This window comes from Streptomyces sp. NBC_01276 (assembly GCF_041435355.1).
GTDB lineage: Bacteria > Actinomycetota > Actinomycetes > Streptomycetales > Streptomycetaceae > Streptomyces.
In genome coordinates, this window is record NZ_CP108442.1 from 4,806,815 (window position 1) to 4,828,499 (window position 21,685).

A 21,685-nucleotide genomic window follows, 5' to 3' on the forward strand; every position below is an offset into this window, starting at 1 on the left:
AAGGAGTTCTGCTGTGTCTCGCCGCACGCGGCCCCTGGCCGCCCCGACCGTACGGATCCCGCGTCAGCGCGGGGGCCAGCCGGTCATCGTCGTCCTGAGCCCCGAGGAGGGGCCCACCCTGACCGCCCGCGCCGTGGCCGCGTCGGGGCGTTGGCTGTGGAAGCACCGCCGCAGCTGGGCGCCCACCGGCCTCGCCGTCCTCTTGCTGATCGTGACCGGGCTGGTTCACCTGATCGAGCCCCGCACCGCGTGGTTCCTGGCCCCGATTGTCCTCGCCCCGGCCGGGGTGTGGGCGTGGATCACCCGGCGCCGTCCCGCTACCTCCCGCACCGCGACGGCGTGGCGGGCCCTGCTCGCCGCCGCGGTGACCGGAGCGGTCGGCTGGGTGCCGCTGGCCGTCTGGTTCAGCCCGGCCGCCCCGGCCGTGACCGTCTCCTGGGCCCTCCTGACGCTGGCCGCGCAGGTCGCCTGGCTCATCACCCGCCGCCTGACCACCACTGCCACGAAGGAGACCAGCTGATGGCCGCCAACAACCAGGGCACGAACCGCGGCACGCCCGGCGCCGGGTGGAACACGGTCGGCGCCCAGCGGTCCCGGTCGGCGCCGAGGGCGGGCGCGAACGGCTCGCAGACCAAGGTCAACAACAAGACGTTCTCCCCGGGGTTCAACTTCACCGTCAACAGCGGGGGCCGCGGCGGCGGGGGTGGGGGAGGCGGATTCGCCACCAACGGGTCCGGCGGGGGCGGGCGTCAGCCGCAGTCGCTGCTGCCGGCGCCGGAGTTCAGCTCCCCGGCGCAGGTCCGCCAGTACTGCAACAGCGTTCGTGCCGCCGGGGTCGCTCTGTCGATCGAGGTCGCGATGGGCGCGGAGATCCTCAAGGCCACCCTGGTCCAGGTCCCCGACCCGGGCGGCCGGATCGGGGGTTCGCGGATCAGGGCGGCGAAGGTCGCCCGCAAGATGCAGCGCGCCGCCGACGCTCTGCGCGACGCAGCGAAGAACGCCGCCGCGACCTACGCCCTGTTCCAGCAGGAGTACGAGGAAGAGATCAACCGTGTCCGCCACCGCGCCCGCCGTCCCTCGCAGCCGCGCATGGACTGGGGCCAGCTCTAGAAAGGAGGGCTCTCTGATGGGCGAGCACAAGCACAGCGCCGAGCAGCAGTACGAGGACCAGCTCCGCGGGTCTTCGGACGGCTCCGGTCTCACCGCGTACGTCCTGCACCGGGCCAAGCCCCACCTGCCGCCCTGGCTCGCCACGGCCGGGCTCGGCCTGGCGGGGGCGCTGGGGAGTGTGCAGTGGGAGGGCAGTGCGGCGGCCGGGGTCGGTCTGACCCTGGTCTCCGTCGCCCTGACCGGGGTCACCTGGTGGGCGGGCAAGGCGACCGGGCAGCAGCGGCGTCTTCACTCGGCCATCACCGTGGCCGCGGGCTCCGCGTGGCTGACCGGGGCCTGCCTGGCAGGTCCGCTCACCGGGCCGCTCCCGGACCTGTACCTGATGGGCGGCCCGGCGCTCGCCCTGTCGTGGAACATCCGCATGGTCCTGCGCCGCAACGTCGACGGCGCCCCGGCCGGCAGCACCGACAAGGGCCTCCTGGAAAAGGTCGGCCTCGCGCGGGCGCAGATCGGCGCCACGTCGGTGGAGCCGAACCGGGTCACGGCGAAGATGCTCCTGGAGGCCGGGGAGCAGACCAATGACGACGTGGCCAAGGTCCTGCCGCGGCTCGCGTCGGCGCTGGACCTGCCGACCTCCGCGGTCCGTTACCTGGGGGATCCCGGCTCCGCGCGCCGCGGGGAACTGGTCATCGTCCCGGAGGACATGCTCGCCCAGGTCGCGGACTGGCCCGGCCCGTCCAGCCTGGGTGCCTCCATCGCTGAGCCGCTGGTCATCGGCCGCTACGACGACGGCTCGCCGCTGGTCCTGTGGCTGCCGGGCGACCCGGAGGCCAAGCGCAACGCGACGCACGTCCTGATCGCGGGCGGGACCGGATCCGGTAAGGGCGAGACCGCCCTCAATCTGATGACGGAGATCCTCTCCCGCCGCGATGTCCTGCTCTGGGTGTCCGACCCGAAGATGTTCCAGGACTTCCGGCCGCTGCTGCCTGGCATGGACTGGGCGGCCGAGGGCGGCCCGGACACCGAAGTCATGGTCGAGGCCATCAAGACGGTCATCCCCGCCCGGACCCGCTGGCTCGGCGCCCACTCCTACCGGCAGTGGATCCCCGAAGCCGCCGACCGGCAGACCAGCCCCGACCACACCTGCCGCCCCGACGGCCAGGCCTGCGGCTGTGCCGGTCTGCCGTTCCTGGTCACATGGATGGAAGAGGCCGCCAATACCCTGCGGCTGATGGGCGACGACGCGTTCACCGGGATCGCCCAGGAGGCCCGCTCCGCCGGCGTCTCCCTGGTCGTCTCCCTGCAGCGCCCGTCCTACGACCAGATGTCCACCAGCACCCGGGCATCCCTGCCGTCCGTGATCGCGCTCGGCTGCGACCCCCGTGATGAGGGGTTCTCCCTTCCGGACACGGTCATCGACGCGGGCGCCCACCCCGGCGCGTGGGGTAACCGGCGCCCCGGCTACTGCTACGTCGTCTCGCCGGGCATCCCCGAGGATCGCTACCCCTCCCCGGGCCGCACCTTCGCCGTCCCCCACACCGCCGTTCCCACCATGGAAGCCCTCGCGGCCTGGGCCCAGCGGCACGGCGCCACCGCCGACCCCATCACCGCCGGGGCCGCCGGCGCGGTCGCGGGACAGAACTACACCGGCCGCCCCACCCCGGACAGCACCCCGGCACCGCGACCGGCCGTGAGCGAAGAGGACCCCGGCATGGAAACGGAATCCCACGGCCTGCTGACCGACCCCGAGGACGCGGGCATCGACCCCGAGGCCGAACTCCCCGAGGGGCAGGACGGGGACGACACCCCGATGTGGGAGTCCCCGGGCCGCAAGCCGTCGCCCGCCGAGGCCCGCGAACTCTTCGCACGGGCCCTGGACGACTTCGAGTCCGCCCGGCAGATGGTCGTCGGCCCGAAGGACTTCATGGACTGGTGCGACCGCCACAACCTGTCCCGCCCGTGGGTCTCCGAGCGTCTCAAGGAAGCCGCCCTCGACGGCCGCCTGGAGCCGACTTCCGCCACCGGCCGGTGGCGGATCGTCCCCTCCCTCATGGCCGCTTGACACCTGACACCGTCACGGCCCTCTGACACCCGAACCCCTAGGCAAACCCGCTGTCAGAACCCGTGACACCCACCGTCTGACACCACCTGACACCCCGCCCTGACATCCCACCCCCGCGGGCCCGCGCCACCCACACGGCGCGGGCCCGACCCACACCCGGAGGCATCCTCATGCCCCAGGACCACACCCGCCCGGCCATCCCCGAACCGCTCCGCTACGGCGACGCGATCCTCCACCCGCCCGCCATCCCGGCCCCCTGGATGCTGCCCGCCGAGATGCCGCCCGGGATCCAGTACGTCACCCTCGCCGACGGCACCCGCACCCTGGCCTACACCCAGCCCACCCCGCCCCCGGCGGTCCAGCCGATTCCGGTGTGGGCGAAGACGACCGCGCTCCTCGCCCCCACCGTCGGCGGCGGGATTGCCGCGGCCGGATGCGGAATCGCCTACGCCGCCCCGGGACTGATCGCCATGACCGAAGCCCTCTGGGCCGCCATCGCCCTCATCGCCGCCGGCACCCTCGCCCCGCTCCTCCTCCGCGCCGGACGCGGGGTCGGGCGGGGCGGGGCGCCGGTCCAGCACATTACCCAGAACATCACCGCCACCGGCCTCTTCGGCCGAGCCACCGGCACCATCAACCAGCGCTGAAAGGCCACCCCGTGCCCCAGCCCTCGCCCCTGTCGGAGCTGATCTCCGACGCCTTCGCCCTCCTCGCCGGCAAGCACAGCGTCCGCTGCCCCGAGCCCGGATGCCGGGTCAGCATCCGCTATCGCGCCGTCACCCCCGACGAGGCCAAGCGCCTCACCGACCTCGCCACCGACCACACCCGCCATGGAAAGGCCGACCAGTGACCCACTACCAGTTCACCGACGAGGACGACCCCGAGTGGGACGGCGGCGACTGCGAGCTGTGCGCGCCGCCCGACGACGGCGACCCCTGCCAGTACCCGCCCTGCTGCGGCTGCGGCGCCGATGGCAGCAGCGAAAGGCCCGACTGCATCTGCGACTGACACACCGAGGGCGGCCCCGTCTCGCCGAAGGCTGGGGCCGCCCTCATCCACGTTCGCTCAGCTGCCGAGGGGGAAGCCGTGGAAGCCGTCGTCGGTCTGGTAGACCAGGGCCACGTTCAGTTCGGCAAGGAGGTCCTGGATGTCCTTGGACGGCTCGCTCGGCAGCAGCACTGCAACCCTGAGCCCCTGCGTCTGGGGCAGGTGGCGGCGGTAGTCCAGGAGCTGCCCGATAGCCATCCGCACGTTGTCGCGGGTGGTCTGGCCCTTGGCCTCGTACAGCACGTGTTCGGTCACGTCGTACAGGTCCGGAGTCAGTGCACCGACCTCACCAGCCAGGGTGATCTGAAAGGTCTTATGCGCGTGGCCGGCAGCGGCCAGGTGCTTCTTGAAGGCCTCCATCAGCTGCCCTTCGCGACGGACTACCTTCCTCGGGCCGCCGAGAATGTCAGCGATCGTCTCACCGGTGCTGTGCTGCTCTGACTTCTTGTCCTTGACCCCGTTCTGCTTCGGGATCTCAGGCTTGACCTCGACCTCGACCTCTTCACAGCTGTCCTGGGTGGCTGCCTTCGGCTGGTCCTTAACCGCGTCCCAGGCGGGCGTGGTGCCCGCGGCCGGGCGAAGCCGGAACACCAGGGCGTTACGCATCTTCTTGTCCTTGCCCAACCCACGCCGAGTTACGACCGGCGTGATCGGGTCGACCATCATCGGGCCGATGTACCGCTGAAGGACTGCACCCCCGCTGGACACCTTGCCGTCCGCGACGAACAGGTGGAGCGCCAAGCCCCTCTTGACGTGGTCGTGGAGGGTCCTGTTGCGGCTCTCCAACTTCTGATCGCCGTAGGCGCCGTAGCCGGTGTAGAGGTACAGCGGCCCGTACTCGTCGTCCTCGACACGACCGTCGAAGGTGTAGCCGAACTCCTCGCCTGCCTTCGGGTCCGAATACACGAACACCATCTGGTGGGCCTCGCACGGCTCGATGCCCTGGCGGTCCCCACATCCGTAGGCCGCCTTGTGCTGCGCACGCGTCGCGGTGTTGCCCGGCACGAGTTCAAGGGTCGTCGTCATATCTCGACCCTATGCACCCCCACCGACATCCCGTCACCGGATTTAGACCGTGACGGGCGAGGGCGGCCCCGCCTCGACAAAGTCCGGACCGCCCTCATCCAGCTACCACTGGAGGAGTCCAGCATGACCCAACCCAACACCTTCCCGCGAGAACCCGCCCAACCGGCCTTACCCGCACACCTCACCACCGCACTGTGGCTCGCCGGGATCGGTCTGCCCGTCCTGCCGCTGCGCGAGGGCAAGCTCCCCTTCGGGAACTGCACCACCTGCAAGGAGTCGGCGTGCGGGGACCGGCCCAACATGAAGACTCCCGGCGCCTGCCAGTGCCCCGCCCCCTGCCATGGCTGGGCCGCCGCCACCACCGACCCGGCCGTTCTCATCTCCCCGGCCTGGGCCCGCGCCTGGCGCCAGGCGGTCGCGGTCGCCTACCACCCCGGCGGCGCCGGGCTCACCGTCGTGGACCTCGACAACGCCGAGGCCATCGGCTGGGCGCGTGAGACCCTGCACGCCACCAAAGTCGTGGCGACGACGCGCGGGGAGCACTGGGTCTACCGGGGGGCCATGAAGTCCTGCAACAAGGTCCGGCCCGGCGTCGACATCAAGTCGTCTATGTCCTACGCCCGCTGGTACGGCCCCGGCACCGGTCCGATCACCCCCCTGCCGGACGCCGTCCGGGCGCTGGCCGTGAAGGAAGAATCCGTTCCGGCGCCGGTCGCCCACGCGATCACCCTGCCCGCCGTGGCCGGAACCGAGGAATGCCCCCACCGCACTCCGGCCTACCTGGAGCGCGGGATCTCCATGGCCAAGCACCGCATTGCCGATGCCCAGAGCACGATCCACAACAACGTGTACCGGGTCTTCCTCGCCGTCCTGGCCAAGCACGGCCGGTGTGGCTGCCTCACCCAGGACCACATCGAGCGGCTGTTCACCGCCGCGCAGGAGAAGGGCGAATCCCTGCGGCACTGCGAGATCGCCTGGACCAACGCCCGCATGAAGCTGGGACTGTGACCATGCCCGAGGACGAGAAGAACCCGGCCCGGCAGATCATCACCGACTACGCCCAGGCGCACTTCCGGTACTTCCGCACCACCGAAGGCACCGTCTACGCGCAGAAGAACGGTCACCCCGTCGCCCGACCCATCCGCTCTCAGGGGACGACTGGGAGTCACCGGCAGGAACTCATGGTCGGGCTCTTCAACGACGGGCTCGGCGTGTTCAACGGCACCGCCTTGAAGGAGGCACTGGACTTGATCGAAGCGCTCGCGCTCAGCCAGGACGTGCAGGCCACCCACATCCGCGTGGCCCCGGGGTTCGACGGGGCGACGTGGCTGGACCTGGGCCGCGACGACGGCCGGTCCGTCCGCATCCACCCCACCGGCTGGGACATCCGAATCCCCGACCCGCGAGAGGTGTGCTGGCGGCGCACCCAGCTCACCGGGGAACTTCCCCTCCCCGAGAAGGACACCGACGGCAAGGGCATCGACGCTCTGCTGCGGCTGTGCAACTTCGCCAACGCCGAGAGCGAGTGCCTGGCCGTCGCGTGGCTGATCGGCTGCCTGGAGCCGTCCGTGCCCGTCCCCGCCCCGTTCCTCACCGGCCCCCAGGGCGCCGGCAAGTCCACCGGCGGGCGGATGCTGGTGCGGATCATCGAGGGCATGACCGGTGACCTGCGCCGGGCCCCGAAGGACGAGGAGAACCTGATCACCGCCGTGGCGGCCGGATGGGTCACCGCCCTGGACAACCTCTCCCACCTGCCCCCGGACCTGTCTGACCTGATGTGCTGCATCGTCACCGGCGCCGAGAGCATCAAGCGCGCGCTGTTCACCGACGGGGACGTGGTCCGCTCCCGCTACCGCCGCCCCCTGCTCCTGACCGGCATCGACGTGGGCGTCATCCGCCCCGACCTCGCCGAACGCCTCCTGCCCCTGCGGCTGGAGCGGCCCCGGGTGCGGCGGACGGAAGCGGAGCTGTGGGCGGAGTACGCCCAGGTCCTGCCCGTCATCCTCGGCTCGCTCCTGGACCTGACGGTGAAGGTGCGGGCCACCGAGGCCGACATTCCCACCGACCTGCGGATGGCCGACTTCGCCCACCTCTGCGCCCAGCTTGACGCGGCTACCGGCCTGGGCTCGCTGGCCGCCTACCGGGCCAGCCTCGACGACCTCAACGACGACGTCATCGAGGGTGACCTCCTCGCACAGACCGTCCTCAAGCACGCCGCCGGCCTCGACCCGGGCGAGGAGGTGCGGATGGCCTCGACCGAGTGGCTGCACGCTCTCACCCAGCTCTACACCGGCGAGGACTTCCGCCCCCTGCCCAGGGGCTGGCCGACCACGGGGAAGGTCCTCTCCGACCGACTCAAGCGGCTTCAGCCCACCCTCGCCGCCCGCGGCGTTCTCGTGGACTGGGGTCGCACCAAGACCGCCCGCTACATCGAGATGACCCGCCCGGCCCCACCGGCGCCAGCACAGCCCGCCCCGATGTTCTGACCGGGCCGGTCGGCAACCCGCCAGGCACACACAAGAAGAGCACCCGGCCCCTGGGCCGCGGCGTGCTCCTCTTGCTCTTCCGGCGGAACGCCGGCCCCGAAGGGCGTGCCGCTTCGCGGCTCCTTCTTCACGCCTGAAGGCACGCAACACAACAGACGCCAACCCCTCTCTTTTTCCTAAGAAGAGAGACGGTGCGTCACCCACGTCACCACAAGCCCACAAACCGCCCGTGACCTGCGAACACAGGGGTGACGCAGACGGCCCCCGGCTACGTCACCACACGTCACCCGCGTCACCGGCCTGTGTCACCCCAAGGCCCGGGTGACACAGGCCGGTGACGAACACCATCCCTTTGTGTCACCGAAAACCGCAGGTCAGACCGGCAAATGACACAGGCGACGCGGTGACGCAGAAATCCCAGCCTCGGACACATGCGCATCCCCGGTACAGGCCCGAAGGACTGCCCCACAGGAGTGCCTACATGAGCATCACTCACCTCGACGCCAGACCCGCCGAGGGCAACGACCCGGCGCCCGTTCTCCTGACCGTCGAAGAGGCTGCACGCTGCCTCCGGATTGGGCGGACGACCTGCTTCGCCCTCATCCGTAGGGGAGAGCTGGAGTCACTGATGATCGGCGGGCTGAGGCGGGTCCCCGCCGATGCGCCGGCCGTGTACCTCGCCCGGCGCCGCGCTGAGCGGCACGCCGCCTGACCCATCTTCCACCGGAGCGCTGTCCCACTACGGGCAGCGCTCCGGCCGTTTCTACCCTTCTCCAACCTGAAGGAGCCCGCCTGTGGCGGAAGACAAGAAGCGCACTCGGCAGCCCAACGGCCGCAGCTCCATTTACCAGGGGAGCGACGGCAAATGGCACGGCCGCGTCACCGTCGGCATCCGTGACGACGGCACGCCAGACCGGCGCCACGTCGAGCGCAAGACCCGCGCCGAGGTGACCGCGGCTGTCCGGGAGCTGGAGAAGCAGCGTGACGCGAAGACCGTGCGGAAGCCGGGAAAGGCGTGGACGGTCAGGACGTGGCTGACCCACTGGGTGGAGAACGTGGCGCCCCTGGCGGTCAACGACAACACCATGGTCGGGTACCGCGTCGCCGTGCGAAAGCACCTCATCCCCGGCCTGGGGGCCCACCGGCTCGACAGGCTCAAGCCCGAACACATCGAGACGTTCTACGCCAAGTTGCAGGCCAACGGCAGCAAGTCGGCCACCGCGCATCAGGTGCACCGGACCTTCCGCACCGCCCTGAACGAAGCCGTACGGCGCGGTCATCTCGGTAAGAACCCGGTTCAGTTGGCCAAGGCTCCGAAGACGGGGGACTACGAGGTGGAGCCCTACAGCGTGCAGGAAGTGCAGCGGCTGCTGTGCGCCGCTGAGAGGCACCGCAACTCGGCGCGGTGGGCGGTCGCACTCGCCCTCGGACTGCGCCAGGGGGAGGTACTGGGACTGATGTGGGACGACGTCGACCTTGAGGGCGGGTTCCTCGTGGTCCGGCGAAGCCGTCACCGGCCGCAGTACGCCCACGGGTGCGCGGAACAGTGCGGGCGCAAGGCCGGCTACTGCCCGGAGCGGCGGCGGACGAACCCCGAGCTGTCCACCACGAAGTCCCGCGCGGGCCGCCGCGCCGTCGGTCTGCCCGACCAACTGGTGGACCTGCTGCGTAACCACAGGAAGGCCCAGGAGAAGGAGCGGGCGGCGGCCAAGCGGTGGCAGGAGAACCGGCTGGTGTTCCCCAACGAACAGGGCCGCAGTCCGTCCCACCGCCGGGATTGGGCCGAGTGGAAGGATCTGCTGGCCGAGGCGAACGTCCGGGACGGCCGCCTGCACGACGCCCGGCACACGGCCGCGACGGTGCTGCTGATCCTGGGGGTTCCCGAGCGCGCCGTCATGGGGCTCATGGGGTGGTCGACCACCGCCATGGCCGCTCGGTACCAGCACATGGTGGACGCGGTCCGGACGGACATCGCGCGGCAGGTGGACGGCCTGATCTGGAAGGCGGAGACGGACCGGCCCGATGACGACGACGGGTCGGCCGGCGCCCTCGTACCGTCCAACTGAGACGGGAACTGAGACGGGCACGCAGAAGGGCGGCACCCTGAGAAGGGTGCCGCCCTGTCGTTCTGCCTGGTCAGGGGCAGGAGAAGCCGTGACCGGAATCGAACCGGCGTAACTCGCTTTGCAGGCGAGTCCCTCAACCACTCGGGCACACGGCTGTGTGGTGGTGACGCTTACGACGCTACGGGCGGCTCGCGGGGTGGGGAAGAGGGGTGGGCGGGGTGCAATGTGACTGCCATGTCGCGTTCACAGTCCTAGGTCCCGGGGCCGAGGGGGGATCCGTCCAAAAGACAGGGGCGTCAGGCCAGTGCGGGCCTTACTCTGGGGCGATGAGCGCCCTTGAACCCCGGAGATCCGTGCCCGACGCCGCCCCGCCCCCGCAGGGCGGCGTTCTCGGGCCCGCGTACCGGACGCTCAGCGTCGGGATGATCTCCGTCATCTTCCTGATCGCCTTCGAGGCCACCGCCGTCGGGACGGCCATGCCCGTCGCTGCCCGGGAGCTGGACGGGATCGGGCTCTACGCCTTCGCGTTCTCCGCCTACTTCACCACCAGCCTCTTCGGCATGGTCCTGTCCGGGCAGTGGTCCGACCGGCAGGGGCCGCTGCGACCGCTCACCGTCGGGATCGGGGCCTTCGCCGCCGGGCTGGTGTGCTCCGGGACCGCCGTGGGCATGGGGGTCTTCGTCCTCGGGCGGGCCGTGCAGGGGTTCGGGGGCGGGCTGGTCATCGTCGCGCTCTACGTGGTGGTCAGCCGGGCCTACGAGGAGCGGCTGAGGCCCGCCATCATGGCCGCCTTCGCCGCGAGCTGGGTCGTGCCGTCCATCGTCGGGCCGCTGGCCGCCGGGACGGTCACCGAGCACCTCGGCTGGCGGTGGGTGTTCCTCGGCATCCCGGCGCTGGTCGTCGTACCGCTGGTGGTGGCCCTGCCCGCGATCCGGCGGACCGCCTCCGGGCCCGTGGACCCCGGGGCGGTCACCGCGTTCGACCGGCGCCGGATCGGGTTCGCCCTCGGGATCTCGCTGGGCGCGGGGCTGCTCCAGTACGCCGCCCAGGACCTGCGCTGGCTGTCGCTGCTGCCCGGCGCCGCGGGCGTGGCCCTGCTGGTGCCGGCCGTGCGGGCGCTGATGCCGCGCGGGACGTACCTGGCCCGGCGCGGCCTGCCGTCCGTGGTGCTGCTGCGCGGGGTCGCGGCGGGGTCCTTCATCGGGGCGGAGAGTTTCGTGCCGCTCATGCTGGTCACCCAGCGGGGGCTGAGCCCCACGCTGGCCGGCTTCTCGCTGGCGCTGGGCGGGGTGACGTGGGCGGTCGGTTCCTGGGTGCAGTCCAAGGGGCGGATGGCGCCGTACCGGGAGCGGCTCATGGTCGCCGGGATGGTCATGGTGGCCCTCGCCATCGCGGCGGCCCCGGCGGTGCTCATCGAGGCCGTCCCCGTCTGGACGGTGGCGCTGGCCTGGGCGGGGGGCTGCCTCGGCATGGGGCTGGTGATCGGCCCGACCAGCGTGCTGCTGCTGGAACTGTCGGCGCCCGAGGAGGCCGGGGCGAACTCCGCCGCGCTCCAGATCTCCGACGCCCTCGCGAACGTGGTGCTGCTCGCGGCCGTCGGTGCGGCCTTCGCCGGGCTCGGCGGGGGAGCGGTGGGGTCGGCCGGGCACACCCCGGCCGCGGGGGCCACCGCCTCGCACCCCGCCGCCTTCCTGGCGGTGTTCCTGCCGATGGCGTGCGTGGCGCTGGTGGGGGCCTGGGTCGCGACCCGGCTGGACCCCGCCCCGAACCGGCTGGACCCCGCGGAGACCCGGCTGGGCCCCGCCCCGGCGGCGACGGGTACTGCCCCCGCCGAGACGGGCACCGCGCCGGCCGAGACGGGTACCGCCCCGGCCGAGACGGGTACCCCGAAAAGCTGAGGGGGCGGGCGGCTCCAGGGGATAGGTTCGGCGGCATGTACGAGCTGGCCCTCCCCCTGACCGACGCCGAGCGCGCCGACCTCTCCGACCTGGCCGACGCCACCGGCCGCACGCCCGAGGAGCTCGCGCTGGACGCCGTACGGGAGCACCTGCGGGCGGAGCGCGAGCGCGTCGGGGAGGCCGCCGCGCGCCTGGCCCGCGCCCACGCCCCGCTGCTGGAGAGGCTCGGGCGGTGAGCGCCGTGGACGGGGCCGCCATGGACGGGGCCGCCATGGACGGGGCCGCCGTGGACGGGGCCGCCGTGGACGGGGCCGCCGTGGACGGGGCCGCCGTGGACGGGGGTGCCGTGCGCCACCTCACCCTCGCCGAGGTCCTCGACCTCGCCCGGCACGCCTGCCTGGCCCGGGACCAGCCCGTGGAACTGCGCGCCCCCGGGCTGCTGGAGTCCGCCGTGCACCGGCCCAGGGCCCGCATGTTCGGCGTGCCCGCGTACGAGGACCCGTACGAGCAGGCGGCCGCGCTGCTCCACGGCATCGCCGTGAACCACCCCCTGGTCGACGGGAACAAGCGGACGGCCTGGCTGGCCGCCGCCACCTTCCTCGCCGTGAACGGCGTGGATCTCGCGGCGGTGGACCAGGACGCGGCGTACGGCCTGGTCATCGACGTCGCCGCCGGGCACGAGGCCGATGTCGCCGTGATCGCGGAGCGGTTGCGCGCGATGTGAGCGCCGGGAGGTTCCCGATGTGACGCTCGCCGCACCCGCCGAGGTCACGGGCCTGTCCCTCCGGGAGGGGCGGGCGGGGGCCGGTAAGGTGGCCCGGTTGTCCTACGTACGACCGCGACCGTGACTGAGACGAACCGGAGACCGTGACTACTACCGCCTCCCACCACCTCTCACCCGCCTTCCCCGGCCGCGCGCCGTGGGGCACCGCCAGCAAGCTGCGTGCCTGGCAGGAGGGTGCCCTGACCCGGTACATCGAGACGCAGCCGCGCGACTTCCTCGCGGTCGCGACCCCCGGAGCCGGCAAGACGACCTTCGCGCTGACCCTCGCGTCCTGGCTGCTGCACCACCACGTGGTGCAGCAGGTGACCGTCGTCGCGCCGACCGAGCACCTGAAGAAGCAGTGGGCGGAGGCGGCGGCCCGGATAGGCATCCGGCTCGACCCGGAGTACTCCGCCGGCCCGCTGAGCAAGGACTACCACGGGGTCGCCGTCACCTACGCGGGTGTCGGCGTGCGCCCGATGCTGCACCGCAACCGCTGCGAGCAGCGCAAGACCCTGGTGATCCTCGACGAGATCCACCACGCGGGCGACTCGAAGTCGTGGGGCGAGGCCTGCCTGGAGGCCTTCGACCCGGCGACCCGGCGCCTGGCCCTGACCGGCACGCCCTTCCGGTCCGACACGAACCCGATCCCCTTCGTCACGTACGAGGAGGGCAACGACGGGATCCGCCGGTCCTCCGCGGACTACACGTACGGCTACGGCAACGCGCTCGGCGACGGCGTCGTGCGGCCGGTCATCTTCCTCTCCTACAGCGGCAACATGCGCTGGCGCACCAAGGCGGGCGACGAGATCGCCGCCCGCCTCGGCGAGCCGATGACCAAGGACGCCATCTCGCAGGCCTGGCGCACGGCGCTGGACCCGCGCGGCGACTGGATGCCGAACGTGCTGCGCGCCGCCGACCAGCGCCTGACGGAGGTCAGGAAGGGCATCCCGGACGCGGGCGGCCTCGTCATCGCCTCCGACCAGGACTCGGCCCGCGCGTACGCCAAGCTGATCCGCGAGATCACCGGGACGAAGGCGACCCTGGTGCTGTCGGACGACACGGGCGCCTCGAAGAACATCGACACCTTCAGCGGGAACGACGACCGCTGGATGGTCGCGGTCCGCATGGTGTCCGAGGGCGTCGACGTCCCGCGCCTGGCGGTCGGCGTGTACGCGACGACGATCTCGACGCCGCTGTTCTTCGCGCAGGCGGTCGGGCGTTTCGTGCGATCGCGCAGGCGCGGCGAGACGGCGTCCGTGTTCCTTCCGACGATCCCCTACCTCCTCGGCTTCGCGAACGAGATGGAGGTCGAGCGCGACCACGTCCTCGACAAGCCGAAGAAGCAGGGCGAGGAGGACCCGTACGCCGAGTCCGAGAAGGAGATGGACGAGGCGAACCGGCAGGAGGACGAGGACACCGGCGAGGACGAGCAGATGTCCTTCGAGGCGCTGGAGTCCGACGCCGTCTTCGACCGGGTGCTCTACGACGGCGCCGAGTTCGGCATGCAGGCGCACCCCGGCAGCGAGGAAGAGCAGGACTACCTCGGCATCCCGGGGCTGCTGGAGCCCGACCAGGTGCAGATGCTGCTCCAGAAGCGGCAGTCGCGGCAGATCGCGCACAGCCGGCGCAAGCCGGACTCGGAGGCGGACCTGCTGGAGCTGCCGGCCGACCGGCGGCCGGTGGTTTCGCACAAGGAGCTGCTGGAGCTGCGCAAGTCGCTGAACACGATGGTCGGCGCGTACGTCCACCAGAGCGGCAAGCCGCACGGGGTGATCCACACGGAGCTGCGGCGCGTGTGCGGCGGGCCGCCGAGCGCGGAGGCGACGGCGGGGCAGCTGCGGGAGCGGATCAAGAAGGTGCAGGAGTGGGCCACGCGGATGCGGTAGCGCGTCCGCGGGGGGTGTGACACGCGGAACGGGGTCCGTGCGCTGCTGCGCACGGACCCCGTTCTCGTACTGCCTACTGGCTGTTTACTGCCTGCCGTCAGGCGCCGACGCGCCGACGGCGGCCGTTGCCCGCGACGAGGGCCGCACCCATGGCGAGCGCGACACCGCTGGCGCCGAGGGCCCAGCTGGTGGCCGCGTCGGTACCGGTCTCGGCGAGCTGACCGCCGGCGTTGGTGGTGGTGCCGGTGTCGGTGGTGGTGCCGCCACCGTTGTGGTTCACGATCGGCGTGGTGGAGGTGCCGCCGTTCGGCTTAGTGCCGGTGTTGCCACCGGTGTGACCGCCGTTGCCGGTGTGGCCGCCGCCGTTGTTGCCGCCGTTGTTGGAACCGGCATGCGTGATGGTGGAGAAGGCGAAGTCGGACTCGGAGAAGATCTCCTCACCCTCGACGTTGCTCCAGCCCACGGGGGCGATCGCGATGTCCGTGCTCGGCGCGTCCTTCGAGAACTTCAGGTGGAGCTTGAGCGAGAACTTCTCATCCTTCGCGATGCCGTCGTGGCCGAAGTCCAGGGTGAACACGCCGTCCGAGCCGTGGGACTCGACCGGGACCCAGCCCCACTTGCCGTCCTCGTCCGGGAGGTACACCTCAAGGGCGATGTAGCCCTCCTTGAACTTCGTCGTACGGGTCAGCAGGTCGACGCCGAGCGCGTAGTCCTTCTGGTCCTTGCCGCCGGTGTTGTCCACCTCGATGGTGAACTCCTGCCAGCCGCCGCCGGCCTTGAAGGAGGACGGCAGGTCCTTGATCGCGAGCTTCGGGCCGTCGGCGACCCACTTCGCGGCGTCCTTGGCGTCGGCCGCGTCCGCGCCCTTCGCGGCCGGAGCCGGGGTCTGGGCGGCGGGCTTGGCGTCCGCGGCGGGCTTGGCGGCGTCGGCGGCCGGAACCGCCGGGGTCTCCGCGGCGGGCTTGGCGGCGTCGGCGGCCGGGGTGGTCGCCGGGGTCTCGGCGGCGGGCTTCGCGGCCGGGGTCTCGGCGGCCGGGGCCGGGGTCTCCGCGGCGGGCTTGGCAGCCTCCGCCGGGGTCGCCGGGGCCTCCGCGGCCGGCTTGGCGGCGGCGTCGGCGGCCGGAGCCGCGTCCGGCGTGGTGATCGCCGGGTTCTGGACCTCGTCCGCCATGGCGGGCGTGGCCATGAGGACCGTCGGGCCCACCACGGCAGCGGCGGCGACGATGGCCATGCGCTTCAGCTTCACTTGTACTTCTTTCCCCTACGTGGGCACGGCGTCGCACGCCCTGCCCACCCCCAAAAATCTTTTTGAACGTGATCAGACTAAGGGGGCTGTAAAGCGGTTTTCGCTTGAGGAACATTACGAATTGGCACAGGCGTCAGCAGAAAAGGACACAAACCGACAGCAGGCGCCCGGATTCTGGACGAGGCCTTCCGCTGAGCGGACCCGCTCGCTACTGTCCCCGCATCGAACGCCCCGTGGCAGCGCCGCCGCGGGAGCGCAGCCGGTGCCATGGCCGCTACCGGCGGCCTCTCCGTGCGTCGCCGAGGGACCGGCAGCGCTCCACCCCGTGAGAGTCACCGCCGCCCACCCGAAGGAGAGGGAGAGGCGTCGTGACCGCGGAAACCTCCCAGACTCTCGATCGAGGGCTGAGAGTCCTCAAGCTGCTCGCCGACACCGACCACGGTCTGACTGTCACCGAGCTCTCCAACCGCCTCGGTGTCAACCGCACCGTGGTCTACCGACTGCTCGCCACCCTCGAACAGCACGCCCTGGTCCGCCGCGACCTCGGCGGCCGGGCCCGCGTCGGGCTCGGCGTGCTGCGGCTGGGGCGTCAGGTACACCCGCTCGTGCGGGAGGCGGCGCTGCCCGCGCTGCGCTCGCTCGCCGAGGACATAGGCGCCACCGCGCACCTGACCCTCGTCGACGGCACAGAGGCGCTCGCCGTCGCCGTCGTCGAGCCGACCTGGACCGACTACCACGTCGCCTACCGGGCCGGTTTCCGTCACCCCCTGGACCGCGGTGCGGCCGGCCGGGCCATCCTGGCCGCCCGCCAGGGCACGCTCATCGAGCCCGGCTACACCCTGACCCACGGCGAACTCGAAGCGGGCGCCAGCGGCGCCGCCGCCCCGCTGGTCGGCATCACCGGGCTGGAGGGCAGCGTCGGCGTGGTGATGCTGGCCGACGCCGTACCGGAGCGGGTGGGCCCGCGCGTGGTCGACGCCGCCCGCGAGGTCGCCGACGCCCTGCGCTAGCCGGTGGCCGCCCGCCGCGGTGTTCCCGGAGGGGGCGCCGCGCCGGACGCGGTACCGCCGCCGGGGAGCCCCGCCGACGGCGGTCGCGGGCCCCGGACACCTGCGCCCCGGACACCGGTGCCACGGGCGCGGGCGCGCGGCCCGATAGATTGGCCGGGTGCTCTCTCGCCTCACACGTCTGCCGCGTCCCGCCGCCCTGGCCATCTGCGCCGCGCCCGTAGCCGCGCTGTTCGCGGTGGCCGCCCTCGCGCCACTGCCCTTCGTGATCGCCCAGCCGGGCCTCACGGCCGACGTGCTCGGCGCCCGTGACGGCAAGCCCGTCATCACCGTCAGCGGCGCGCCCACCCGGGACACCAAGGGCCAGCTGCGGATGACCACCATCCAGGCGACCGGCCCCTCCAGCACCGTCACCCTGCCCGAGCTGCTCGGGAACTGGTTCGACAGCACCCGGGCGGTCATGCCGAAGGGGGCCGTCTACCCGTCGGGCGGAAGCGACAAGGAGATCGAGCAGCACAACCTGGAGGAGATGACGCAGTCCCAGTCGGCCGCCGCCCAGGCCGCCCTCGGATATCTCCACAAGGACCCGAAGACGGTCAAGGCCGACCTCAACCTCGCCGACGTCGGCGGCCCCAGCGCCGGACTGCTCTTCTCCCTCGGCATCGTCGACAAGCTCGACGGCGACGGCAGCGGCGGCGACCTCACCGGCGGGCGCACCATCGCCGGTACGGGAACCATCACCGCCGACGGGACGGTCGGCGCCGTCGGGGGAGTGGGCCTGAAGACCCAGGCGGCCCGCCGCGACGGGGCGACGGTCTTCCTCGTCCCGAAGGCGGAGTGCTCCGACGCCAAGGCCGAACTCCCCCAGGGGCTGCGGCTGATCCCCGTCACCTCGCTGTCGGGCGCGGTGGACTCCCTGCGGGCGCTCCAGCGGGGCGGGGAGGTTCCGGCCTGCTGACGGCGAGGACCAGGGTCGAACGGACCAAGCGGGCGTGTCCGGGAGCCTGAGGCTCCCGGACACGCCCGCTCGTCGTCAGACGCTCACCCAGGTCACCACAGCGGTACGGGCAGCGGAGCTGTGCTCAGTGCCGGAATGGCCCAGCGCTGCGGGTTGGTGGCGTTGCAGTCCCACAAGTAGAGCTGGGTGCCGCTCTGCATGTTGCCCGCGTCCACGCACCGTCCGGAGACCGGGTTGTACAGGCTGCCGTCCGCCCGGGGCAGGAACTGCTGGGCGGGGTGGTTGTGGCAGCCCACGATCTGGATCGGTGTGCCGTTGGAGGTACCGGCACCGGTGGCGTCCAGGCACTTGTCCTGGTGGCGGATGGTCCCGTCGGCGCGGATGTCGAACTTCTGGGCGTTGCCACCACCGATCATGTTGCAGTCCCAGGCCTGGATCTTGTTCCCGTCGACGGGCCGGCCGTTGTCGTTGTCCATGCAGTGGCTCGGTTTGGCGGCCAGGGAGATGGGGCCGGTGGCTCCGGGCGCTGTGGGCGGGGCGGCGTAAGGGTAGACGGCCAGGTTGCTGACGCCGCCCTTGAGGCCCTCGTGGTAGTAGTCGGCCCTTCCGTTCTCCTTGTACCGGCCCAGGACGAGGGGGCCGCTTGGAGGGGGGCTGGTAGCCGCGTTGTGGTGGCCGACGGAGGCGAGCGTGCCGTTCACGTAGAGGCTCATCAGCCCGGTCTCCGCGTTGTAGACGGCGGTGAGCTGCTGCCAGGCGTCAGGGGTGTACCTGGCCGCGTCGTTGACGGTCTTGGTGGACCAGTCGTACGCGGAGCCGTCGACGTCGGCGTAGGTGAGCCCGAAGGCCCAGTTCTTCGAGTTGGGATCGGCGAAGATCGCGAAGGCGCTGTTGCGGTTGTTGTCCTGGCTGATGACGGCACCGCTGGCACCGGGCTTCACCCAGGCGCTGATGGTGAAGCTCTGCCTCGTGTCGACGACGGGCACCGCTGTGGTGATGGTCGAATCGGGTCCGTTGAAAGCGGCGTACGGAGTGGTACGCCCCGAAATGGGGGCCGTCGGCCAGGTGATTCCGGCGGCTTCCGCGGGGAAGCTGCCGACATCACTGGGCGTACTGGTGCTGCTGCTCAGTCCCGTCAGCTTCCACTGCGCCTTGGGCGCGGTGAGGTTGCCCAGGAAGGAGGGGGTCTGGTTGACCCCCGTGACGTTCAGGGGCTGGCTGGTTCCGGTACCACTGAAAGTCGCGAGCTGCCGGTTGGCATCGACGGCCCAGAGGTCTGCCATGTTGTCCCCTGTGACATCGCCCGCCGAACCCAGCGTCGGGAAGGCACCCTTGCCGATGCCCGCGGCGATCTTGACGCGGCTGGCGGCGCCTCCCCAAGTGGTGGGGTCGAGGAGGCCGTTGGGCCCCTTGCTGCCGAGGGTGCGGAAGACATCACCGGAGACGTCGTCGCGCAGCCACAGATCCGGAACGGAGTCGCCGTTCAGGTCCCCAGGAGCGACAACGGTGAACTTGTCCCAGTCGCCATTGCCGACCAGGACGGGCTCGCCGTTGCTGTCGAGGGTGTTGAAGATGCTCCCGTAATAGGCCCAGAGCTGCTTGCCCTGCTTGACCAGGAGGTCGGGGACGCCATCCCCGTTGAGGTCGCCCGGCGCGATGATCTGGTCGGCGTTGTACCAGTGGTCGTCGCCGTTCCAGTCGCTGCCGTAGTCGCAGCCGATGCCGGGGTCCTTGACCGGGCAGGCGACCGTGAGTTCGGAGGGCTTGTTGACGACCGATCCCTGTCCGTTGTTCGGGTAGGTCCAGAGCTTTTTCTGGGTCATTCCGGACGACTGCTGGAGGGAGACGAGGTCGTTGTAGCCGTCGCCGTCCCAGTCACCCTGGGTACCGATTTGGGCTCCGCTGAAGGAGACGCCCCCCTTGGCGGCGGCCGAGAATTTGCCGTTGCCCTGGCCGGCGTAGGTGAGCAGACTGCCCCGCGAGTCGACCGTCCAAATGTCCCGGTTGCCGTCGCCGTTCAAGTCGTTCGGCCCGTCCTGGGACTGGGAGCGGTTGGCGTAGTAAAGGTAGGTGGCAGTGTCGGAGCGGTTGCCGGCCTTGTCGACGGTGATTGCGTAAACGAAGTGTGGGCCGGATCCGGGGGGCGTGACCGTCACGCTGGCGCCAGGGGCGACCGCCTGCGGAGCGGGCTCGGTGTCCGTGTAATAGAGGATCTCCTTGGCATCGGTGACGCCGTTGGCGGAGAGGGTGAACGTGCCGGGGGTGCGGGCCTTGCCAGTGGTCGGCGGCCAGCCATTCCTGCCGTCGGGGAACTGGGCAGAACTGATCAGTGGTGGCTTGGCAGGGCGGGAGCGGTCGATCGTGAAGCTGCATGCGTACGACCAGTCGGAGTACGCGCCATCCTGGTCCTTGGCTCGGACCTTCCAGTAGTAACTGCCGTTGGGCAGCGTGGCATCGGGAATGCTCCAAGTGGCGACCTTGCCCTTGCTGGCGGCAATGCCCTGTTCCGCGATCAGCTTGGCTCCGCCGGGGAAGGTGGCCTGCTTGAGCAGTTGGAATTCGGCTTCCAGGTTTCCGGCGTCAGGGTCGTCGACGGTCGCGTACACGCTTACCCGTGCGTCGCCGATGCTGTGGCTGGGCGCGATTCGACCAGTGGCGTCGCAAGGTCCGTCAGGGTTGGTGCCCAGCCCCGTCGGCTTCCCGGGTGGGTTGTTGTACTCCGTCTCCAGTGTGATTGTCTTGGGATCGAACCGCTTCCACTGGTACACGTCGCTCTCATTCGACGCGTACAGGCCCAGCGTCACGCTGGACCAGCCCTTGGACGCCGACTCCTTCGCCGCCTCGGTCGCGTCGAATTCGAGGTTGCCGGGTGCGCACCCTTCATAGCCCTTGGCCGCGGTGACGGTGGCGAGTCGGTGGACCTTGCCCGGCTGGTTGTTCCATGTGGTCTGCGGGGAGATGGGGCCGGTGCTCCACAGCTCCACGGGGGTCGCCGTGCAGGACCAGGCCCAGGTTTCCTTCACCCGAAACGTCGACTTCGAGACCAAGGCACCCTTGATGTTCGAGGTGTCGAGCTGGAAGAAGGACCGGGAGAGCCCGTTGGTGTCGCTCTCGTGCCCGACCCGCACGTCCTGCTTGGTGTTCCAGTACGAGTTGTTCGGCCAGCTCCGGTAGGCCCAGGCCCAGTTCTGGCGTTCGCCCCACGCGACCGAAGGGTCGATGTAGACGGGGTACTTCGTCTGCGCGCCGGTCAGCAGGGCCTGGTCCGGCCGGATCTCCAGAACGTCGCCGGCGACGGTCGTGGGCATCTGGGCGTCCTTGGCCCCTGACGGCGTCACGAACGCGTCCGAGGGCGCTCCGCCGCCGGTTCCGGGATCGGCGGCCAGGGAGCGCGCGGACGCCGCCGAGCGGGCCGGGGGAGCGGGGGCGGCTCCGGTGGTCGTGGAGTCCCACATCATGGGGGCCGAGGCGGTGAAGACGTTCTGCCCGGCAGGGTTGACCGCGGTCAGCAGTCCGGTCGTCGGGTCACTGGTGACGTTGAGACCGACCGTGTCGAGCTTGAACTTCAGCAGCGCAAGATCCGGATGCTTCGCCGCCTCGGGCGTCTTGACCACCAGCAGCTGTGAGAAACCCTCGACCTCGGCCTTGAGCTGTAAGTCCACGTCCGGCAGCACGTTCGGGTACGTGGCCACGTTCTCGGCCAGCGTCGGCTTCGGCAGTGGCTTGGGCCAGGTCAGCGACAGCGTGCGTCCGTCCCGTACGCCGGTCAGCAAGGGGCCCGTACCGCCGCCCGAGAAGGCGATCGAGACGGCCGACGCGTTCGGCGTGACCTTTCCGTCCGAGCCGAAGCGCAACGTCGGGTCGGACGCGACCCATACCCCGCCCTGCCGCACCCGCACCGTCGTTCCGTAGCGCTTGATCGACCACTTGCCGTTCGGCAGCGCCCAGGTGTCCGAGGAACCCGTCCGCGCCGACGCCAGTTCGTAGGGCTGACCAGTTTCTTTCGCCTTGGCGAGAGCGAAGTCCTCCGGGCTCATGGAGCCGTCGGCCACCGGGTCGGTGGCGGCGACAGCCGCGGTGGCAGGCTGCAATACGGCCAAACCGCTAGCTGCTATTGCGCCAATGAG

At 71.1% G+C, this 21,685-nt stretch carries 19 protein-coding genes and 1 tRNA gene; 16 read left to right on the plus strand and 4 right to left on the minus strand.

Annotation, left to right across the window (positions count from 1 at the left end):
• Positions 1-13 precede the first annotated feature (13 nt).
• The 6 genes from OG295_RS21510 to OG295_RS21535 all read left to right on the plus strand — a co-directional run bounded on the left by OG295_RS21510 (position 14) and on the right by OG295_RS21535 (position 4,180).
• On the plus strand, positions 14-520 hold the full coding sequence (locus OG295_RS21510) for a hypothetical protein (protein ID WP_371678346.1): 507 nt from the start codon (positions 14-16) through the stop codon (positions 518-520).
• Positions 520-1,110 (plus strand): plasmid transfer protein TraA, encoded by a 591-nt coding sequence (gene traA / locus OG295_RS21515; protein WP_371678347.1) that lies wholly within the window; start codon positions 520-522, stop codon positions 1,108-1,110. The genes OG295_RS21510 and traA overlap by 1 nt, the downstream gene beginning before the upstream one ends.
• A 16-nt stretch (positions 1,111-1,126) precedes the next feature.
• On the plus strand, positions 1,127-3,172 hold the full coding sequence (traB, locus tag OG295_RS21520) for a plasmid transfer protein TraB (protein ID WP_371678348.1): 2,046 nt from the start codon (positions 1,127-1,129) through the stop codon (positions 3,170-3,172).
• A gap of 170 nt (positions 3,173-3,342) precedes the next feature.
• The gene (locus OG295_RS21525) at positions 3,343-3,819 is read left to right on the plus strand and encodes a hypothetical protein (protein ID WP_371678349.1); all 477 of its coding nucleotides are present in this window, start codon (positions 3,343-3,345) and stop codon (positions 3,817-3,819) included.
• Positions 3,820-3,830: 11 nt separating this feature from the next.
• The gene (locus OG295_RS21530; RefSeq protein ID WP_371678350.1) at positions 3,831-4,022 is read left to right on the plus strand and encodes a hypothetical protein; all 192 of its coding nucleotides are present in this window, start codon (positions 3,831-3,833) and stop codon (positions 4,020-4,022) included.
• Entirely contained in the window at positions 4,019-4,180 is a 162-nt protein-coding gene (locus OG295_RS21535; protein ID WP_371678351.1) for a hypothetical protein, read from the plus strand. The genes OG295_RS21530 and OG295_RS21535 overlap by 4 nt, the downstream gene beginning before the upstream one ends.
• Positions 4,181-4,237: 57 nt before the next feature.
• Here the strand turns inward: OG295_RS21535 and OG295_RS21540 are convergent, their stop codons facing one another.
• Positions 4,238-5,245 carry a hypothetical protein gene (locus OG295_RS21540; RefSeq protein WP_371678352.1) on the minus strand — a complete coding sequence of 336 codons (1,008 nt, stop codon included), beginning with the start codon at positions 5,243-5,245 and terminating at the stop codon, positions 4,238-4,240.
• Positions 5,246-5,368: 123 nt separating this feature from the next.
• On the opposite strand from OG295_RS21540, the gene OG295_RS21545 reads away from it, so the two are divergent.
• From OG295_RS21545 to OG295_RS21560, 4 genes are all read left to right on the plus strand, one after another.
• On the plus strand, positions 5,369-6,253 hold the full coding sequence (locus tag OG295_RS21545) for a bifunctional DNA primase/polymerase (protein ID WP_371678353.1): 885 nt from the start codon (positions 5,369-5,371) through the stop codon (positions 6,251-6,253).
• A gap of 2 nt (positions 6,254-6,255) precedes the next feature.
• Positions 6,256-7,731, plus strand: coding sequence for an ATP-binding protein (locus OG295_RS21550; RefSeq protein WP_371681259.1), 1,476 nt, complete (start codon positions 6,256-6,258; stop codon positions 7,729-7,731).
• 481 nt (positions 7,732-8,212) lie between these two features.
• A complete protein-coding gene (locus tag OG295_RS21555) occupies positions 8,213-8,443 on the plus strand; it encodes an excisionase family DNA-binding protein (protein WP_371678354.1) in 231 nt (76 codons plus the stop codon).
• 82 nt (positions 8,444-8,525) lie between these two features.
• Positions 8,526-9,797: a tyrosine-type recombinase/integrase gene (locus OG295_RS21560; RefSeq protein ID WP_371678355.1), complete on the plus strand. Its 1,272-nt coding sequence runs from the start codon at positions 8,526-8,528 to the stop codon at positions 9,795-9,797.
• 83 nt (positions 9,798-9,880) lie between these two features.
• Here OG295_RS21560 and OG295_RS21565 read toward each other — a convergent pair.
• Positions 9,881-9,952 (minus strand) — tRNA-Cys (locus OG295_RS21565).
• Positions 9,953-10,123: 171 nt separating this feature from the next.
• Between OG295_RS21565 and OG295_RS21570 the strand changes: the two genes are divergently transcribed.
• The 4 genes from OG295_RS21570 (at position 10,124) to OG295_RS21585 (ending at position 14,347) form a co-directional block, all read left to right on the plus strand.
• On the plus strand, positions 10,124-11,695 hold the full coding sequence (locus tag OG295_RS21570; protein WP_371678356.1) for an MFS transporter: 1,572 nt from the start codon (positions 10,124-10,126) through the stop codon (positions 11,693-11,695).
• A gap of 35 nt (positions 11,696-11,730) precedes the next feature.
• Positions 11,731-11,931, plus strand: coding sequence for a hypothetical protein (locus tag OG295_RS21575; protein WP_371678357.1), 201 nt, complete (start codon positions 11,731-11,733; stop codon positions 11,929-11,931).
• Between the two features lie 110 nt (positions 11,932-12,041).
• Positions 12,042-12,419, plus strand: a complete 378-nt coding sequence (locus OG295_RS21580) for a type II toxin-antitoxin system death-on-curing family toxin (RefSeq protein WP_371681260.1) — start codon at positions 12,042-12,044, stop codon at positions 12,417-12,419.
• 143 nt (positions 12,420-12,562) lie between these two features.
• On the plus strand, positions 12,563-14,347 hold the full coding sequence (locus OG295_RS21585) for a DEAD/DEAH box helicase (RefSeq protein WP_030239135.1): 1,785 nt from the start codon (positions 12,563-12,565) through the stop codon (positions 14,345-14,347).
• 97 nt (positions 14,348-14,444) lie between these two features.
• Here the strand turns inward: OG295_RS21585 and OG295_RS21590 are convergent, their stop codons facing one another.
• Positions 14,445-15,593: a hypothetical protein gene (locus tag OG295_RS21590; RefSeq protein WP_371678358.1), complete on the minus strand. Its 1,149-nt coding sequence runs from the start codon at positions 15,591-15,593 to the stop codon at positions 14,445-14,447.
• Positions 15,594-15,961: 368 nt separating this feature from the next.
• On the opposite strand from OG295_RS21590, the gene OG295_RS21595 reads away from it, so the two are divergent.
• Together OG295_RS21595 and OG295_RS21600 are read left to right on the plus strand one after the other, a co-directional pair.
• Positions 15,962-16,603, plus strand: a complete 642-nt coding sequence (locus OG295_RS21595) for an IclR family transcriptional regulator (protein WP_008742627.1) — start codon at positions 15,962-15,964, stop codon at positions 16,601-16,603.
• 157 nt (positions 16,604-16,760) lie between these two features.
• Entirely contained in the window at positions 16,761-17,558 is a 798-nt protein-coding gene (locus tag OG295_RS21600) for a S16 family serine protease (RefSeq protein ID WP_371678359.1), read from the plus strand.
• 92 nt (positions 17,559-17,650) lie between these two features.
• Here OG295_RS21600 and OG295_RS21605 read toward each other — a convergent pair whose 3' ends face one another.
• Positions 17,651-21,658 (minus strand): ricin-type beta-trefoil lectin domain protein, encoded by a 4,008-nt coding sequence (locus tag OG295_RS21605; protein ID WP_371678360.1) that lies wholly within the window; start codon positions 21,656-21,658, stop codon positions 17,651-17,653.
• Positions 21,659-21,685: the final 27 nt, after the last annotated feature.